The sequence below is a fragment of the Pseudomonas baetica genome, assembly GCF_051216495.1.
GTDB classification, from domain to species: Bacteria; Pseudomonadota; Gammaproteobacteria; order Pseudomonadales; family Pseudomonadaceae; genus Aquipseudomonas; species Aquipseudomonas baetica_B.
The window spans coordinates 1-14,747 of record NZ_JBPKAM010000130.1 but is presented as its reverse complement, the minus strand read 5'-3'; the positions used below and the strand labels follow the sequence as shown (position 1 = coordinate 14,747).

Annotated in this window: 13 protein-coding genes; 3 read left to right on the top strand and 10 right to left on the bottom strand. The window is 61.1% G+C overall.

The window, feature by feature from the left end:
* Nucleotides 1-105: 105 nt before the first annotated feature.
* The 7 genes from ACSFE6_RS28145 to ACSFE6_RS28115 all read right to left on the bottom strand — a co-directional run bounded on the left by ACSFE6_RS28145 (nucleotide 106) and on the right by ACSFE6_RS28115 (nucleotide 7,471).
* Nucleotides 106-768 carry a flavin reductase family protein gene (locus tag ACSFE6_RS28145; protein WP_435430664.1) on the bottom strand — a complete coding sequence of 221 codons (663 nt, stop codon included), beginning with the start codon at nucleotides 766-768 and terminating at the stop codon, nucleotides 106-108.
* 12 nt (nucleotides 769-780) lie between these two features.
* Entirely contained in the window at nucleotides 781-2,268 is a 1,488-nt protein-coding gene (locus ACSFE6_RS28140; RefSeq protein ID WP_435430663.1) for an amidohydrolase family protein, read from the bottom strand.
* Entirely contained in the window at nucleotides 2,265-3,461 is a 1,197-nt protein-coding gene (locus ACSFE6_RS28135; RefSeq protein WP_435430662.1) for an amidohydrolase family protein, read from the bottom strand. Before ACSFE6_RS28135 ends, ACSFE6_RS28140 begins: the two co-directional genes overlap by 4 nt.
* Nucleotides 3,462-3,608: 147 nt before the next feature.
* A complete protein-coding gene (locus tag ACSFE6_RS28130) occupies nucleotides 3,609-4,667 on the bottom strand; it encodes an extracellular solute-binding protein (protein WP_435430661.1) in 1,059 nt (352 codons plus the stop codon).
* A gap of 17 nt (nucleotides 4,668-4,684) precedes the next feature.
* A complete protein-coding gene (locus tag ACSFE6_RS28125) occupies nucleotides 4,685-5,473 on the bottom strand; it encodes an ABC transporter permease (RefSeq protein WP_175389431.1) in 789 nt (262 codons plus the stop codon).
* On the bottom strand, nucleotides 5,470-6,387 hold the full coding sequence (locus ACSFE6_RS28120) for an ABC transporter permease (RefSeq protein WP_435430660.1): 918 nt from the start codon (nucleotides 6,385-6,387) through the stop codon (nucleotides 5,470-5,472). Before ACSFE6_RS28120 ends, ACSFE6_RS28125 begins: the two co-directional genes overlap by 4 nt.
* Nucleotide 6,388: 1 nt before the next feature.
* A complete protein-coding gene (locus ACSFE6_RS28115) occupies nucleotides 6,389-7,471 on the bottom strand; it encodes an ABC transporter ATP-binding protein (RefSeq protein WP_435430659.1) in 1,083 nt (360 codons plus the stop codon).
* A gap of 140 nt (nucleotides 7,472-7,611) precedes the next feature.
* On the opposite strand from ACSFE6_RS28115, the gene ACSFE6_RS28110 reads away from it, so the two are divergent.
* The 3 genes from ACSFE6_RS28110 to ACSFE6_RS28100 all read left to right on the top strand — a co-directional run bounded on the left by ACSFE6_RS28110 (nucleotide 7,612) and on the right by ACSFE6_RS28100 (nucleotide 11,085).
* A complete protein-coding gene (locus ACSFE6_RS28110; RefSeq protein ID WP_435430658.1) occupies nucleotides 7,612-8,301 on the top strand; it encodes a GntR family transcriptional regulator in 690 nt (229 codons plus the stop codon).
* Between the two features lie 231 nt (nucleotides 8,302-8,532).
* The gene (locus ACSFE6_RS28105) at nucleotides 8,533-10,644 is read left to right on the top strand and encodes an ATP-binding protein (RefSeq protein ID WP_435430657.1); all 2,112 of its coding nucleotides are present in this window, start codon (nucleotides 8,533-8,535) and stop codon (nucleotides 10,642-10,644) included.
* Nucleotides 10,645-10,851: 207 nt separating this feature from the next.
* On the top strand, nucleotides 10,852-11,085 hold the full coding sequence (locus ACSFE6_RS28100) for a DUF465 domain-containing protein (RefSeq protein ID WP_435430656.1): 234 nt from the start codon (nucleotides 10,852-10,854) through the stop codon (nucleotides 11,083-11,085).
* 281 nt (nucleotides 11,086-11,366) lie between these two features.
* Here the strand turns inward: ACSFE6_RS28100 and ACSFE6_RS28095 are convergent, their stop codons facing one another.
* From ACSFE6_RS28095 to ACSFE6_RS28085, 3 genes are all read right to left on the bottom strand, one after another.
* The gene (locus ACSFE6_RS28095) at nucleotides 11,367-12,446 is read right to left on the bottom strand and encodes an SMP-30/gluconolactonase/LRE family protein (protein WP_435430655.1); all 1,080 of its coding nucleotides are present in this window, start codon (nucleotides 12,444-12,446) and stop codon (nucleotides 11,367-11,369) included.
* Entirely contained in the window at nucleotides 12,443-13,588 is a 1,146-nt protein-coding gene (locus tag ACSFE6_RS28090; RefSeq protein WP_435430654.1) for a sterol desaturase/SRPBCC family protein, read from the bottom strand. The genes ACSFE6_RS28095 and ACSFE6_RS28090 overlap by 4 nt, the downstream gene beginning before the upstream one ends.
* 106 nt (nucleotides 13,589-13,694) lie before the next feature.
* A complete protein-coding gene (locus tag ACSFE6_RS28085; protein ID WP_435430653.1) occupies nucleotides 13,695-14,558 on the bottom strand; it encodes a LysR family transcriptional regulator in 864 nt (287 codons plus the stop codon).
* Nucleotides 14,559-14,747: the final 189 nt, after the last annotated feature.

Genomic DNA, 14,747 nt, shown 5'->3' with positions numbered 1-14,747 from the left:
CCCCCCCCCCCCCCCCCCCCCCCCCCCCCCCCCCCCCCCCCCCCCCCCCCCCCCCCCCCCCCCCCCCCCCCCCCCCCCCCCCCACAGGGTACGTGTGATGCTGACTTATTTAGCCACCGGCCAAAACCGCTCCCCACCCCCCGGGGCCTCTGTCCAGGCTTGCAACGATCGGGTCGGCAAGTCGAAGTAATCCCGGGTGCGCGCATAGCCATGACCGCCCATGCGCCCAATGGCATCGAGACCGAGTTGATCGATGTACAGGGTTTTCGGGTCGATCAGTTCGTCTCGCACATGGGCCATCAGCACTTCACCGAAAATGATCTCCCGCGACTGGCCGATGTTCAGCGCCATCATCCGCCGGCATTCCAGCGCCACCGGGGCTTCGCCGATGCGCGGGCATTTGACCGTGGTGCCGGCAATGGCAGTGAGGCCGGCGGCGGTCAGTTCGTCGAAGCCGGGGGCAAAAGGCACGGCGCAGACGTTCATGGCCTCCACCAGGGCATCGCTGACGATGTTGACGGTGAACTCCTGGTTCATCTGGATGTTGCGCGTGGTGTCCTTGGGGCTGTGGTCGCCGTAGTTTTCCACGCCCAGCGCCAGGATCGGCGGATCGGCCGAGAGCGCGTTGAAAAAGCTGAATGGCGCGGCGTTGACACGGCCTTCGCCGTCGACCGTGGTCACTAATGCAATCGGACGTGGCACCACGCTGCCGATCAGAATCTTGTATTTGTCCCGCGCACTCAGAGTGCTGAAATCGAAGCTTTGCATGGGCAGCGTTCTCTAAAGAAGTGGATCGATGGCGCTCAATGGCGCCTGTGCGCTGTAGTCGTCGGCGAACGGGATTGACGGTTTGAACAGGGATTTCCAGTCCGGTTGACCGAAGGCCCGGTCGCTGTGACTGCGCATCAGTTTTTCGAATTGACGTTGGGCCTGGCGTTGCAAGACGGGGTAGTCGACACCCTTGACCTGACCGTCCTGCATCACGCAGCGGCCGTCGATGTAACTGGCGACGCAGTCGTCGCCGCGTCCGGCCAGCACCAGGTTTTTCAATGGATCGAACAGCGGCCCCAGATGCAGGCCGCGCAGGCTGAACACGGTGATGTCGGCCTTGGCTCCCGGCGCCAGACGACCGATGTCATCACGACCCAACGCCTTGGCACCGCCGAGGGTGGCGGCGTTGTACATGTCCAATGTGCTGGTCAGTGTGTTGCCGCCCTCCATCAGTCGGGCGATGTTCAAGCCTTGACGCATGTTGTCCAGCAAGTCCGCGGGCCAGGTGTCGGTGCCCAGGGCGAAGTTGATGCCCTTGGCTCGATAACGGCCGAAGGAATTCAGCGCCTCGCCGTCCCGGGCGAACACCACGGGGCAATGCACCAGGCTGGCGCCGCCGTCCACCACCCGTTGCAGGTCGTCATCGCCACGGGTGTAGATGCCGTGGGGCAACAGGCTGCGCGGAGTCAGCAGGTCGAGTTGCTGTAGCCAACCCAACGGTGAGGTGCCGCGAAGTTGCTCCACCATCGCTACTTCGCTTAAACCCTGGCAACAATGCAAACGCATCGGCGCGTTCAGCTCACGGCTCACGGCAGCCGTACGCTGCAACAGCGCCGGCGTGCAGGTCTGGATACGATCCGGCAGCAGCGCGCCGCGAATCAGACCGCCGTTGGCGCCGTCGAAATCCTTGAAAAACCGCTCGGCCGCATCCAGTCCCGCCAGACCCCGGGCTTCGTCCCAGTGGTGGGCCAGCGCGCCGTCGGCCTGCCAGTAACTCATGCCGCTCATGTAGCAGGGGCCGAGGTAGGTGCGCAGCCCCAGTTCGGCAGCGACATCGGCCACGGCGGCAAATTCGTCGTAGTGTTCCGCCCACTCGCGGTAATACATCGAGGTGATCGGCATGGCCGTGGTGATGCCGTTGCGGATCAATTGCGTGAAGGCGTAGCGGTATTTGAAGACCTCTTCATCGACGCTGTAGCTTTCCCGAGGGCCGCGTTCCAGATATTCCGCCGACCACATCCGGCCCATGTCACGCTCGTCGCCGTTGTCCAGGGTCAGTACCGTGGAGTCGAGGTCGCCCAAGGCATCCAGATCGATGAAGCCGGGACCGATCAGGGCGTTGCCGTAGTCGATCCACTGATCCACCGGTCCCGGATAATCGCGTCCGACGAAGACGATGCGTGAGCCCTCGAAGACCACTTCGCCGTTGCGCCAGAGCACGTGTTGCGTGCCGTCGTAACCAACGACGCAACCAGCTTTTAAGCCGATGCGACTCACAAGCGGCTTTCCAACAATTGGCCGCCGGACGCAATCAGCTGCCCGCCACGATAAACCTGCCGCACCGGCCGCGAGACCACGGCTTCTCCGAGGGTCTGTACGGGCATCAATAGAAAGTCCGCAGGCTGTCCGATCTGCAGCGGCTGACGTTCAATCCCGAGCGCTCGGGCGCCATTGACGGTGGCCGCATCGAACGCTGCCGCCAGCTCTTCGTCTTTGCTTAAATCGAAACGGAACGCCAACAACATCGCCCGTTCCAGCATGTCGCCGTTGCCCATGGGCGACCAGGCATCGCGAATGCCGTCCGAACCCAGGCAGACATTCACCCCGGTCTCGCGCAAGGCGAGGAACGGCGGCACGGCCGTATCGGCAGGTGCCGAACTCATCAAGGAAATGCCCAGCGCCGCCAGTCGTTCGGCCACCGGTTTGACCTGGCTCCATGGCAGCATGCCGAGGCAGTAGGCGTGGCTGATCATCACGCGGTTCTGAAGGCCGAAGCGCTCGGTGTAATCGGCAATCAGCTTGATCTGCCACAGGCCCAGTTCACCCTTGTCGTGCAGGTGGATGTCCACGCCACGGTCGAATTCACTGGCCAAATTGAAGACGAAATCCAGTTGCGCAACGGGATCGTTATCGATACCGCAAGGGTCGAGTCCGCCAACGTTCTCCACACCCAGTGCCATGGCTTCGCGCATCAGCTCGGCGGTGCCGGGGCGGCTGATCAGGCCGGTTTGCGGGAACACCACCAATTGCAGGTCGATCAGGTCGCGGTATTTTTCCCGCAGTTGCTGCATGGCCTCGACGTGGCGCAGGCCGAACTCCGGGTCGATGTCGACGTGGCAGCGCATCGTCAACGAGCCACGGGCGATGCAGTTTTCCAGCAGGGCGCCTGCGCGTTGTGCGATAGGGGTGGTGACTTCACGCAGGATGCGTCGCTCGTTGGCGATGTAGTCCTTGAGGGTCGGGCCAGCGCTGTTCGGCCGCCAGGGTTGTCCCCACAGGGTTTTGTCCAAGTGCACGTGGCTTTCCACCAAGGCACCGGTGAGCAGTTGGTTCTGGCCATCGATGTCGGTGGCCAAAAGTTCGCTGGTCGAGGCCGGGCGGCGCTGGGTGAAACGACCGTTTTCGATCAGCAAGTCTTCGGCGGGGGCGCCGTAGGGGCGTACGTTGCGTAGCCATCGGGATTGGGTCATTGCTTACCTCAAATTCTGTGTTGTGTGGGAGGGCCTCATCGCTGGCAAGCCAGCTCCCACAGGGTTTGGGGTGTTCACAAATTTTGTGATCGACGCAAATCACTGTGGGAGCTGGCTTGCCAGCGATGGCCGCGACTCGGTCTCGGATCAGCCCTTGAGCTTCGCCCAGATCCGGTCCTGCAGTTCCCGCGCCTTGTTGCTGCATTCCTTTTCAGGCCGCAGGCGCGAGGCGAATTCGTCGGGCATGTTGATCGCGTCCATCACCCGCCATTTCGCATCGATCAGCTTGTCGCTCTGGATGCCGTTGGCGTAGGCGATGGCGTTGGACACGGCGGCGGCGTTTTCCGGTTTCATCATCCAGTCGATGAAGATCTTGGCGTTGCCAGGGTGCGGTGCGCTTTTGGGTACGGCGAAGTTGTCCTGGAACATCGCCAGGCCTTCTTTCGGATACACGTACTTGATGGTGCTCTTCTGCAGGGTGGCCCGCGCTGTAGAACCGTTCCAGTTCTGCATCATGATCACTTCACCGGAGGCCATGCGGTCGACGGTGTTGTCCGAGCTGTACATCTTCAGGAAGGGTTTCTGTTTTTGCAGCAGTTCGAGGATGCGCTTGGCGTCCTGCGGGTTTTCCGTGCATTCGTCGACGTTCAGGTAATGGCTGGCGGCATTGATCACGCTGCTCGAGGTATCGAGCGCGGCGAGCTGGCCTTGCAGTTCCTTGCGCGGTTCGAAGAACTCTTTCCACGAGTCATCCAGTTTGCCGCCAGGCACCCGGGCGCTGTCATAGGAGAACCCGGTAGTGCCCCACAGGTACGGCGCCGAGAACTTGCGGCCCGGGTCGAAGGCCGGGTCGCGGAATGCCGGTTTGACGTACTGGAAGTTGGGCAGGGTGGGCGTGTCGATTTCCAGCAGCAGGTTCTGGTTGATCAGGGTGCGCATGATCGACTGCGACGGCACGATCACGTCATAGGCGGCGCCACCGGCCTGCAACTTGGCCAGCAGGGTTTCGTTGCTGTCGTAGCCGTCCATGGTGACCTTGATGCCGGTCTCCTTTTCGAACTTGGCCAGCAGGTCGACCGGGTAGTAGTCGGTCCAGTTGTAGAAGAACAGTTCCTTGGGCTCGGCAGCCTGGGCGCTGAAGGCGGTGAAGCAACTCAGGGCCAGACTGGCAACGGCAAAACGCAGGCTTTTCACTTTCTTGCTCATTCAGGAAGTCTCCGGGCTTATTGTTGTTTGCCGCGCTGTCCCAGCCAGAAGGCCAGCACCACCAGCACGATGGAAATCACCAGCATCAAGGTCGAGATCGCATTGATCTCCGGCGTCACGCCGGCCTTGATCGCCGAGAAGATGTACACCGGCAGGGTCGTGGAACCGGGGCCGGCAACGAAGAAGGTCATGATGAAATCGTCGAGGCTGACCACGAACGCCAGCACCGAACCGGACAGCACCGCCGGCCACAGCAGCGGCAGCGTCACCCGGCGAAACACCTGCCAGGGGTTGGCGTACAGATCGTTCGCCGCTTCCAACAGACTCTTGTCCAGATCATTGAGCCGGGCGCGGATCGGCAGGTAGGCGAAAGGAATGCAGAACCCGATGTGCGCAACGATCACCGTCAGCAAACCGAGCTTGATGCCCAGCGCCATGAACAGCAGCAACGTGGCCACGGCGGTGACGATCTCCGGCAGGATCAGCGGCAGGTTGATCCCGCCTTCGACCATCTTCTGCCCGTAGAACGGCCGGTAAGTTGCCAACGCCGCCAACAAGGCAATGGCCGTGGCGCAGACCGTGGCGATGCCGGCGACGATGATCGAGTTCAGCGCCGCCGTCTGGATCGATGGGTTGGCCAGGATCCGCCCGTACCAGTCCAGTGAGAACTCGGTCCACACCGTCGCCGAGCGGTTGGCGTTGAAGCTGTAGGCGATCAGCACGAAGATCGGCAGGTACAGGTAGGCCAGGATCAGCAGGCTGACTTCCCGGGTCATCGGCAGTTTTTTCAGGTGCAGGGCGATCATGCGGTGGCTCCCCGACGGAGGGTTTTGGCGGCGCTGCGGCTATACAGCGCGTACAGGACCAGAGACAGCAGCAAAATCCCCAGCAGCAGGAACGACAGCGAACTGCCCAGCGGCCAGTTGCGCGCAGTGCCGAACTGCTGCTGGATCAGGTTGCCGATCATCAGGGTCTTGCCACCCCCGAGAATCGCCGGGGTGATAAAGGCGCCGAGGCTCGGCACGAACACCAGCAGGGAACCGGCAATCACTCCCGGCATCGACAGCGGCAAAATGATTCGACGCAAGGCATGCCAGCGATTGGCGCCCAGGTCGTAAGCCGCCTCCACCAGGCGCCAGTCGAGTTTTTCCAGGGTCGAGTAGATCGGCAGGATCATGAACGGCAGGAAGCTGTAGACCAGCCCGACGCTGACGGCGAAATCGTTGTAGAGCAGGGTGATGCCACCGGCGGAAGGGAACAACGCATTGAGACTCTGGGCGACCCAGCCCTGTTCACGCAGGATGATCAGCCAGGCGTAGTTGCGGATCAGCAGGTTGGTCCAGAACGGGATGGTGATCAGCAACACCATCAGGTTGCGCCGACGCGGTGCCAGGCTCGACATCCACAGCGCCACCGGAAAGCCGAACAGGAAGCACAAGACCGTAGTGCCACCGGCCTGGAACACCGAGCGGATCAGCGCCTGGGCGTAGACCCAGTTCAGTTCCAGTTCACCGTCGAAACCTTCCTGGAAAAACAGCTGCACGTAACTTTGCAATTGCCAATCGGCCTGCCAGTCGACGCCACCGTAGACGTTGCGTGGCAACAGGCTGATGTAGCCCATGATGCCCAGTGGAATGGCAATCAAGGCCAACAGGGTCAGAACCACCGGGCTGAGCAACAGCGCCCGGTTGAGGGCAGGGGAAGTGCTGCTGACGCTCATCTCAGGCCTCCATCAACAGACAAGCGTGAGGTGGCAAATTGACCGCCACGCGATCACCGACCCCGCGATTGCGATTCAGGCCTTCGTTGTTTTCCCGCAGCATGACCTTGATGTCGTTGTTCAGGCGGCACTGGTAAAGCGTGGCGGTGCCGACGTACAGCACGGCTTCGATCACCCCGCGCAGGTGGTGCGGTTGCGCCGGGTCCACCAGTTGCGAGCGCTCCGGACGAAACGCCAGTTGCACCTTGCCGTCGATGCCTTGGGGCGGGCAGGGGATTTCCACCGGCATGCCGCTGGGCACGAACAGGTTTTCGTTATGCTGGCCGCGCTTGAGATGGCCCGGCAGGAAGTTGATGTCACCGATGAACTGGGCGACGAATTGGTGTTGCGGCCGCTCGTAGATGTCGTTGGGCGTACCGATTTGCAGGATCTTGCCGGCGGACATCACCGCGATGCGATCGGACAGGGTCAGGGCTTCTTCCTGATCGTGGGTGACAAAAATGAAGGTGATCCCGGCTTCTTTTTGCACGCGCTTGAGTTCGACCTGCATTTCCTTGCGCAGCTTGAGGTCCAGCGCCGAGAGCGGTTCATCCAGCAACAGCACTTTCGGTTTCGGTGCCAAGGCCCGGGCCAGAGCCACCCGTTGCTGCTGGCCGCCGGACAACTCCGCCGGTTTGCGCTTGGCCAGATGTTGCATCTGCACCAGCGCCAGCATTTCATCGACGCGCTGCGGAATCAGCTTGCGATCAAGACCCTGCATCTCGAGGCCGAAGGCGATATTCTGCGCAACAGACATATGGGGAAACAGTGCGTAACTCTGGAACACTGTGTTGACCCGGCGCTTGAACGGCGGCAGGTCGTTGACCGGTTCGCCGGCGAGGCGGATTTCGCCGTCGCTGACATGTTCGAAGCCGGCAATGGTGCGCAGCAGGGTGGTCTTGCCGCAGCCGGAGGGGCCAAGCAGGGTGAAGAACTCGTTGTCGGCAATGTCCACCGATACATTATCGAGAGCCGGGGCCAGACCGGGATCGTCGGAATACCGTTTTGAGACGTTTCGCACTTCAATTGCAACTGGATGACCCATAATGGTGCATTCCTCTAATTATTGTATGCAAAATCTGGATGCAATTTAGAAATACCCGGATTAATCTGCTGGTGCAACCCCCTTTTTCAAGGCTGTGCATTCGCCTGGGGTCGGTTGACTGGCGCTGAAGGAGTCATTCAATGGCGGAAAAGAAACTGGAAACCACGGTCGACCGCGTCTACCAAGGGGTTTACGAGGCGATCAGCAAACGCTCGCTGCGTCCGGGAATGAAGCTGGGCGAGTCCTCACTGGCTGAACTTTTCAATGTCAGCCGCACGTCGGTTCGTGCCGCGCTCAAGCAATTGGAGGCCGATGGCCTGGTCACCACTGAGCCCAATAAAGGTGCGTCGGTGTCGCTGCCGAGTGACGAAGAGATCCGTTCGCTGTTCGAAACCCGACGCCTGATCGAGATCGGCATCGTCACCGAGCTTTGTCGGCGCCGGGATACGGCGGTGACCCAGGACCTGCGCGATCATCTGCTGCTGGAGGATGAAGCGCACCAAAGCGGCGATCACGAACGCTTGATTCACCTGCTCGGCGAGTTCCACATCAAGCTCGCCCGCAGCCTGAACAACCCGGTGCTGCTGGATTGGTTCCAGAAATTGATTTCCCGGGCCTCGCTGTACGCTGCCGCGCTGGATGACGATAGCCACGAAGCCTGTCGCGACGACGAACACCTGCGGCTGATCGAGTACATCGAGGCAGGCAACCAGAGCGCGGCGATCGAACTGACCTGCATGCACCTCAATGGCATCCAGAAGGCGATTCTCGACGTCGCCGCCACCTTGAAACCCAGCTACAACCCGCTCAAGCATTTGATTGAGGTGTAATGGGCTGAACCCCCTCCCTGTAGGAGCGAGCTTGCTCGCGATGGTCGTCAACGATGACGCGGGAAAACTGACACCCCGCGGCGATCTTGAGTCCATCGCGAGCAGGCTCGCTCATACAGGATGCAGGCTGTGCAAGCCGGGCTGATGTGAATCAGCTATACCTCTATGAAACCATTGGCATCCGCCATGCTCGAAACCAACGGGTGCAGTTACCGGACATAGAGCCAGCCAATGCAGTTTCTAGACGATAGCCACGGGTGTGCCGGTTGGAGCGGCGAAATGGCCGGGCGCATTCGTGCGTTCGACTGGAGCCGCACCGAATTGGGCGCCCTTGAGTCCTGGTCGCGGAGCCTTTGCAGCACGGTGCAGTTGATGCTCGCCTCACCGCTGCCGATGGTGATGCTCTGGGGCCGGCCCGGCAACATGATCTACAACGACGCCTATTCGAAGTTTGCCGGCGGGCGACACCCTTACCTGTTGGGCGTCCCGGTGGAGCTGGGCTGGCCGGAAGTCGCCGATTTCAATCGGCATGTGGTCGATACCTGCCTGGCCGGCGGCACCTTGTCCTATCGCAATAAAGTGCTTGTGCTGTTGCGCGATGGGGTTCCCGAAGACGTCTGGCTGGACCTGTATTACAGCCCGGTGGCCAACGATGACGGGCGTCCTGCCGGGGTCATGGCGATGGTGGTCGAAACCACCGAATTCGTGATTTCCGAACGCCTGCGTCAGGCTGCCGAAAATGCCTATCGCGCCGACAACGAACGGGTGCGCCTGGCCCTGAATGCCGGGGCCTTGCTCGGCTCCTTTGTCCTGGACATCAAAGCCAATGTTCTGAGTGGCGATGAGCGTTTTGCCCGCACGTTTTCCTATCCCCACGGGACACCTTTGGACAACCTGCCCCAGGACATCGCCCAAGCGCACATCCATCCCGATGATCGCAGCTGGGTTCAGGAGCAAGTCAAACAATCCATGGAAACCGCCGCCCCCTTTAACGCCGAATATCGGGTGTTGCGCCCCGATGGCAGTTATCTGTGGGTACTGGCCAGCGGTTGCTGCGAGTTTAATGAACAAGGCGAACCGTTTCGCTTCCCCGGGGTGTTGATCGACATCCACGAACGCAAGGCCGCCGAAGAATCCTTGCTCAGGTTCACCCGTAATCTGGAGCAGCGCGTCGCCGATGAAGTGGAAGCCCGGCTGGCAGCGGAAGAACAATTGCGCCAATCGCAGAAGCTCGAAGCCATCGGTGGTCTTACTGGTGGCGTGGCCCACGACTTCAACAATCTATTGCAGGTCATCGCCGGTAACCTGCACTTGCTGGCGCGCCACGAGTCGGGCAATGCCAACGTGCAGCGCCGGGTAACCGCGTCGATTGCCGCCGTTGAACGCGGCGCCAAGTTGTCTTCGCAATTGCTCGCGTTTGCCCGACGCCAGCCATTGTCGCCAGCGATCTATACGCTACAGCAGATTTTCGATGGCCTTGGCGAACTGTTGCAGCGCGCGCTGGGGGAAACCCTCCAAATTCGGATGAACGCCGCTGCGGACCCCTGGTCGGTGTTTGTCGATCGCAATCAGTTGGAAAACACCTTGCTCAATCTGGCGATCAATGCCCGTGACGCGATGAAGGGTGAAGGGGCTCTCGATCTGAGCGCCGACAATGTCAGCCTCGATCAGGCGTTCTGTGCGGGCAAGGGCATCACCACCGGTGACTATGTACGTGTGACCGTGACCGACACCGGGGCCGGCATGTCACCGCAGGTGCTCGCCCATGCTTTCGAGCCGTTTTTCACCACCAAGCCCGACGGCCAGGGCACGGGGCTGGGTCTGAGCATGGTGTTCGGTTTCGTCAAACAGAGCGGGGGACATGTCGAGATGTCCAGCGTGGTCGGCGAGGGCACACGGGTACAGTTGTATTTTCCCCGCAGCTTGCGCCCGGTGGGCAACGAAACAACGGTCCTTGATGTGCCGCAACGGGGCGGGCACGAACGGATTCTGGTGGTCGAGGACAACGAAGCCGTGCGCACCTCCACCGTAGAGTTACTGCGTGAAGAGGGTTATGAAGTACTAACGGCCGCCAATGCCGACATCGCCATGCAGATGTTGCTGGAGGGTGAGCGGGTGGACCTGATTTTTACCGATGTGGTGATGCCCGGCCTGATCAAGAGTTCGGACCTCGCGGCGTGGGCGAAGGTGCAGAACCCGCCGCTGGCGGTGCTGTTCACCTCAGGCCACACCCGAGACATTATCTCGCGCAATCACCAGCTCAGCCCCGACACCCATCTGCTGAGCAAACCCTACAGCCCGCAGGCGCTGACCCAAATGATCCGCACGGTCCTCAACGGTTGAATAACACCATTGTGGGAGCGAGCCTGCTCGCGAATCGATCTGTCAGATGTCGTCGGCACTCCCATGCCATGACCCGGCACAGGTGGACGACGAACGGACGCCGCTGGTCTGACAGATGGTCGACAGAACCGGCTAACCGAGGCCATTCTGATAGTTGGCGAACGCAATCAGTCGCGTTTGCTACCGATTAACAAACGGAGGTGTTCCATGCCGGTGCCCCACGACCTTTTTCAGGATCTGAAACGCTCAAAGGAAGAAATCCAAAAGAAACGCGCCGAAGATCCGTTACTGGATTCGCTGATCAACAAGTATTCCCAGGCGGACAAAGCGGTGGTGGAGGCAGAGGAAGCCAAATCCAGCGATGATGCGGTGACCAAGCTCAAGGCGAAGCGCTTGGAGGTCAAGGACAAGATCGTCAAACAACTCCAGTCGTCTCCCTGATTCATCGTGATGACCCACCGACGACCGGTGGCTGAATGATTGGATCGACGATTTTAACCGGCACCTCGAATGTTCAGAGTCCTTTGAAACGGCTCCATGCGAGGTGCCCCATGAGTGATCCACAATCTCCTTTTGATGCACCGCGCTGCCGCGGTAGCAAAAACACCACAACCCACCTGTGGGAGCGAGCCTGCTCGCGAAGAGGGAGTGTCAGCCGACATCAATTTGACTGATACGCCGCCTTCGCGAGCAGGCTCGCTCCCACCAGGGGGCTGTGGTGTTTATTGCAGTGCTGTACTCAACGGCAACCGCACCATGTTTTTCGCCTTCAGCGAACCGAAATACAACCAGTCCCCATATTCGCGCACCGTGGTGATCGGCGAGTAATTGCCGCTGCTGCCGTCCTGCAGATTGGCGATCACCTTGCCCTCGAGGTCCAGGCCCAGGGCGAAGGCGCGTTTTTCCACCGGTTTGGGCAGGACGGTCATGGCTCGCACGATCATCTTGCGTACGAACGGATGCGGGGCCGTGGCATCGAGCAAGGCGTTGCGCGGTGCGTACAGTGCTACCCAGAAACGCTCGTGGCCATTGAACGACACGTTGTCCGGCAGTCCGGGCAGGTTATCGATGAACAGATCGTGCGTACCCGCTTTCGGTCCGCTCAACCAGTAACGGCTGATGCGATAGGCACCGGTTTCGTTAACCAGTACATAAGCATCGTCGGGGCCCAACGCGACACCGTTGGCAAACTCCAGCTTATCCAGCAGCACCGTAGTCTTTCCGGTCTGGAAGTCGTAACGCAGCAACCGACCGTCGCCGCCATGCTCGATGATCGCGTCGCCGTCCTTGCCGTAGCCGAAGCGGCTGGAGGCGTCGCTGAAATAGGCGAAGTGCCCGGGCTTGTCGATAACCACATCGTCAGTGAAACCAAACGGTACGCCACCGGCAGTCGTGGTCATGGCCACCAGGCGCCCCTGGGCGTCCAGCGACAGCAATCCCTTGACCGCATCGGCGATCACCAGCAAACCATTGGGGTGGCGGGCCAGCCCAAGAGGCCGGCCACCGGTATCGGCCAGGACTTTGGTGACCTTGCCGTCAAGGCTGGTGCGGATCACCCGGCCATCATGTAAGCCCGTGATCAGCGCATCGCTTTCCAGCAGCAGCGCTTCCGGGCCGTCGATGTCGGCGGCCCCGACCCGCTCCATGCCTTTGAGGCGTTGATTGTCGGCATAGACGCCGCTGGTGAGGGAGGGCGCGGGCGGCGGCGCCCAGGCCACCGGTTGCACTTTGGTCGGCATCAGCAGCAGGAATGCGACAATGGCCACGATCACCAGCAACAGCAACCTGATCAATCGGTTCACGCGCGGACACCTGAAAGCGCCAAGTGTTTTTCCGCCATTTCGCGCAAGGCCAGCATCGATGCGGCCGACTCGTCGTCAATTCGCCGCTTGAGCAGCAATCGGTTGGCAATACGCATCCCCAGGCCGCTGAACTGGTACTCCAGGGTGCGGACAAACCGTGTGCCATCGCCCTTGGCTTCACACTCGTACGTCAGAATCAAATACAGCCCGTGGTCGCCATGGGCCTGGGCAACCCAGCGGCGTCCGGGCAGGTACTCGTCGACCCGCCAGCTCAAATGCCCGTCACGTCCCCCGGCCCGAATGTCCTCGTCGAATCGCGCGCCGGCATGCAACGGGCCCTTCTGCCCATTGATCCTGAGTGATGATGGATGCCATTCGGGCCAACGGGTCACGGTGCTGGCGTAAGCGAGCACGGCGATAGGGTGTCCGGCGATGTCGATCTGATGCTGCATGCGGGTCATGGGTGCCCTCGGCAGGTAAGGGACCGCCTGTTCCGGTTCCCAGTAAAGGGTGCCGAACAGGTAATCCATCAATGGAAAAACGATATTGAAATTGCGCTCCTGCATCATCTCGCGGCGATGATGCAGTTCATGCAGGCGACGCATCTGGCGAATCCACGGCAGACGCGTCAACGGATTGTGCGGCGGCAAATGCTCGCAGGCGTGAAACACCTCGTAGGTCAGGTAGCCAAGGACCAGACAACCCGCTACCAGACCGGCGATGTTGGCATCGAACGGCTTGAGCAGCCACCAGACCGGCAAGGTCATGAACAGGGTGTGTAAGACAATCAGCCAGGCCGGGAACAGTATCACCCGCCAGTCGCGGGGGCTGTCGTAGGTCATGTGGCCGGGGGCGAAAAAACTGTGGTGATCACCGGCATGGCGAGCATAGAACATCCGCGCAAAGGCTCTTTTGTGATGCCCCAGGTGCCGATGCACCATGTACACCCCGAAGTTGAAGAACAACAACGCCAGTGGCACCGCCAGCCACTCCAGCGGTTGTACCTGATGGACAGTACTCCAGAACGCGGTCATGGCCCCGATGCCGAACAGCAGGACAAAGGTGCCATGCAGCCATGGGTTGTACAGCGGATGGACGTTGGCGCGGTAACGGCTGCGGAATGCTTCGGTGGTCTGCCTCACTGCAATCACCTGTCGTTATTGTTATTCTCAGCAGATTAGTCGATCCCGGCGTTTTGGCTGGACGAACCTTGAGGACACAATTGCCATGATCCGGTGCAAACCGGACTCAGGTCAGCGGGTCCCAGCGCTGTGACCAGTCATCGTCAGTCTTGATCACTTCGCGCAGCAGATCGAAGGCCTGTTGCAGGGCTGGCGAGTCACGGTCGCGGGAATAGACCAGGTAAGTCGGGTAGCTGAATTCGGGGGCCTTGGGCACTTGCTCCAGCACGCCGCTTTCCAGATAACTTTGCACGACGCGGGTGCGGAAATAGCCGCTGCCGCCGTTTTCCAGGATGTACTGCAAGGCCAGCGGGCCAAGATTGAAGCTCAGGGCGGCCTTGGCTTTTTGTGGCAGGGCAGCATCGTGCTGGCGACGGAAGTCCTGGCCCCAGTCGATGTACACATAAGGTTCGGGGCGACCGGGTTGGCGCACGAGGATCAGTTTTTCCTCCAGTACTTGCTCGACCTGCAGGCGCGGCCAGTATTCAGGCTGATAGACCAGTGCCGCATCCAGCACGCCCAGTTCCAGTTGACGCAGCAGGTTTTCACCGTCGCGAATTTCCATGCGCAGGGCATGGCCGGGGATTTTTTTCCGCAGTTCGCCAGCCCAGCTCAGCATCAGCGGATTGCACAGGCTGACCTCGCCACCGATGTGCAGCACGTCGTGATAACCCTCGGGCAGCGGCAGATCCCGCCGGGCGGCCTCCCAGGTTTCCACCAGTTGATTGGCATACACCACGAACGCCTCGCCGTTAGGCGTCAGGCGGGCCCCGGCACGATTGCGCACAAACAGCGTGCTGCCCAGTTGGCTTTCGAGTTTCTGTACCCGCGCGGTGATCGCGGTCTGGGTGACGTGGAGTTTTTCGGCGGCCGCGGCAAGGCTCCCGTGACGGACGATTTCCAGGAAGGTGCGGGCGAGGTCTATGTCCATGGGCTGGCCGGTGCGGGAGATGCGCGCATTGTAAGAGTCTCCTCGACCCGTGACGAGTGGGACAGAATCTGAGCGACAGAGATTTACTGTGGGAGCGGGGGGGGGGGGGTGGGGGGGGGGGGGGGGGGGGGGAGGGGGTGGGGGGGGGGGGGGGGGGGGGGGGGGGGGGGGGGGGGGGGGGGGGGGGGG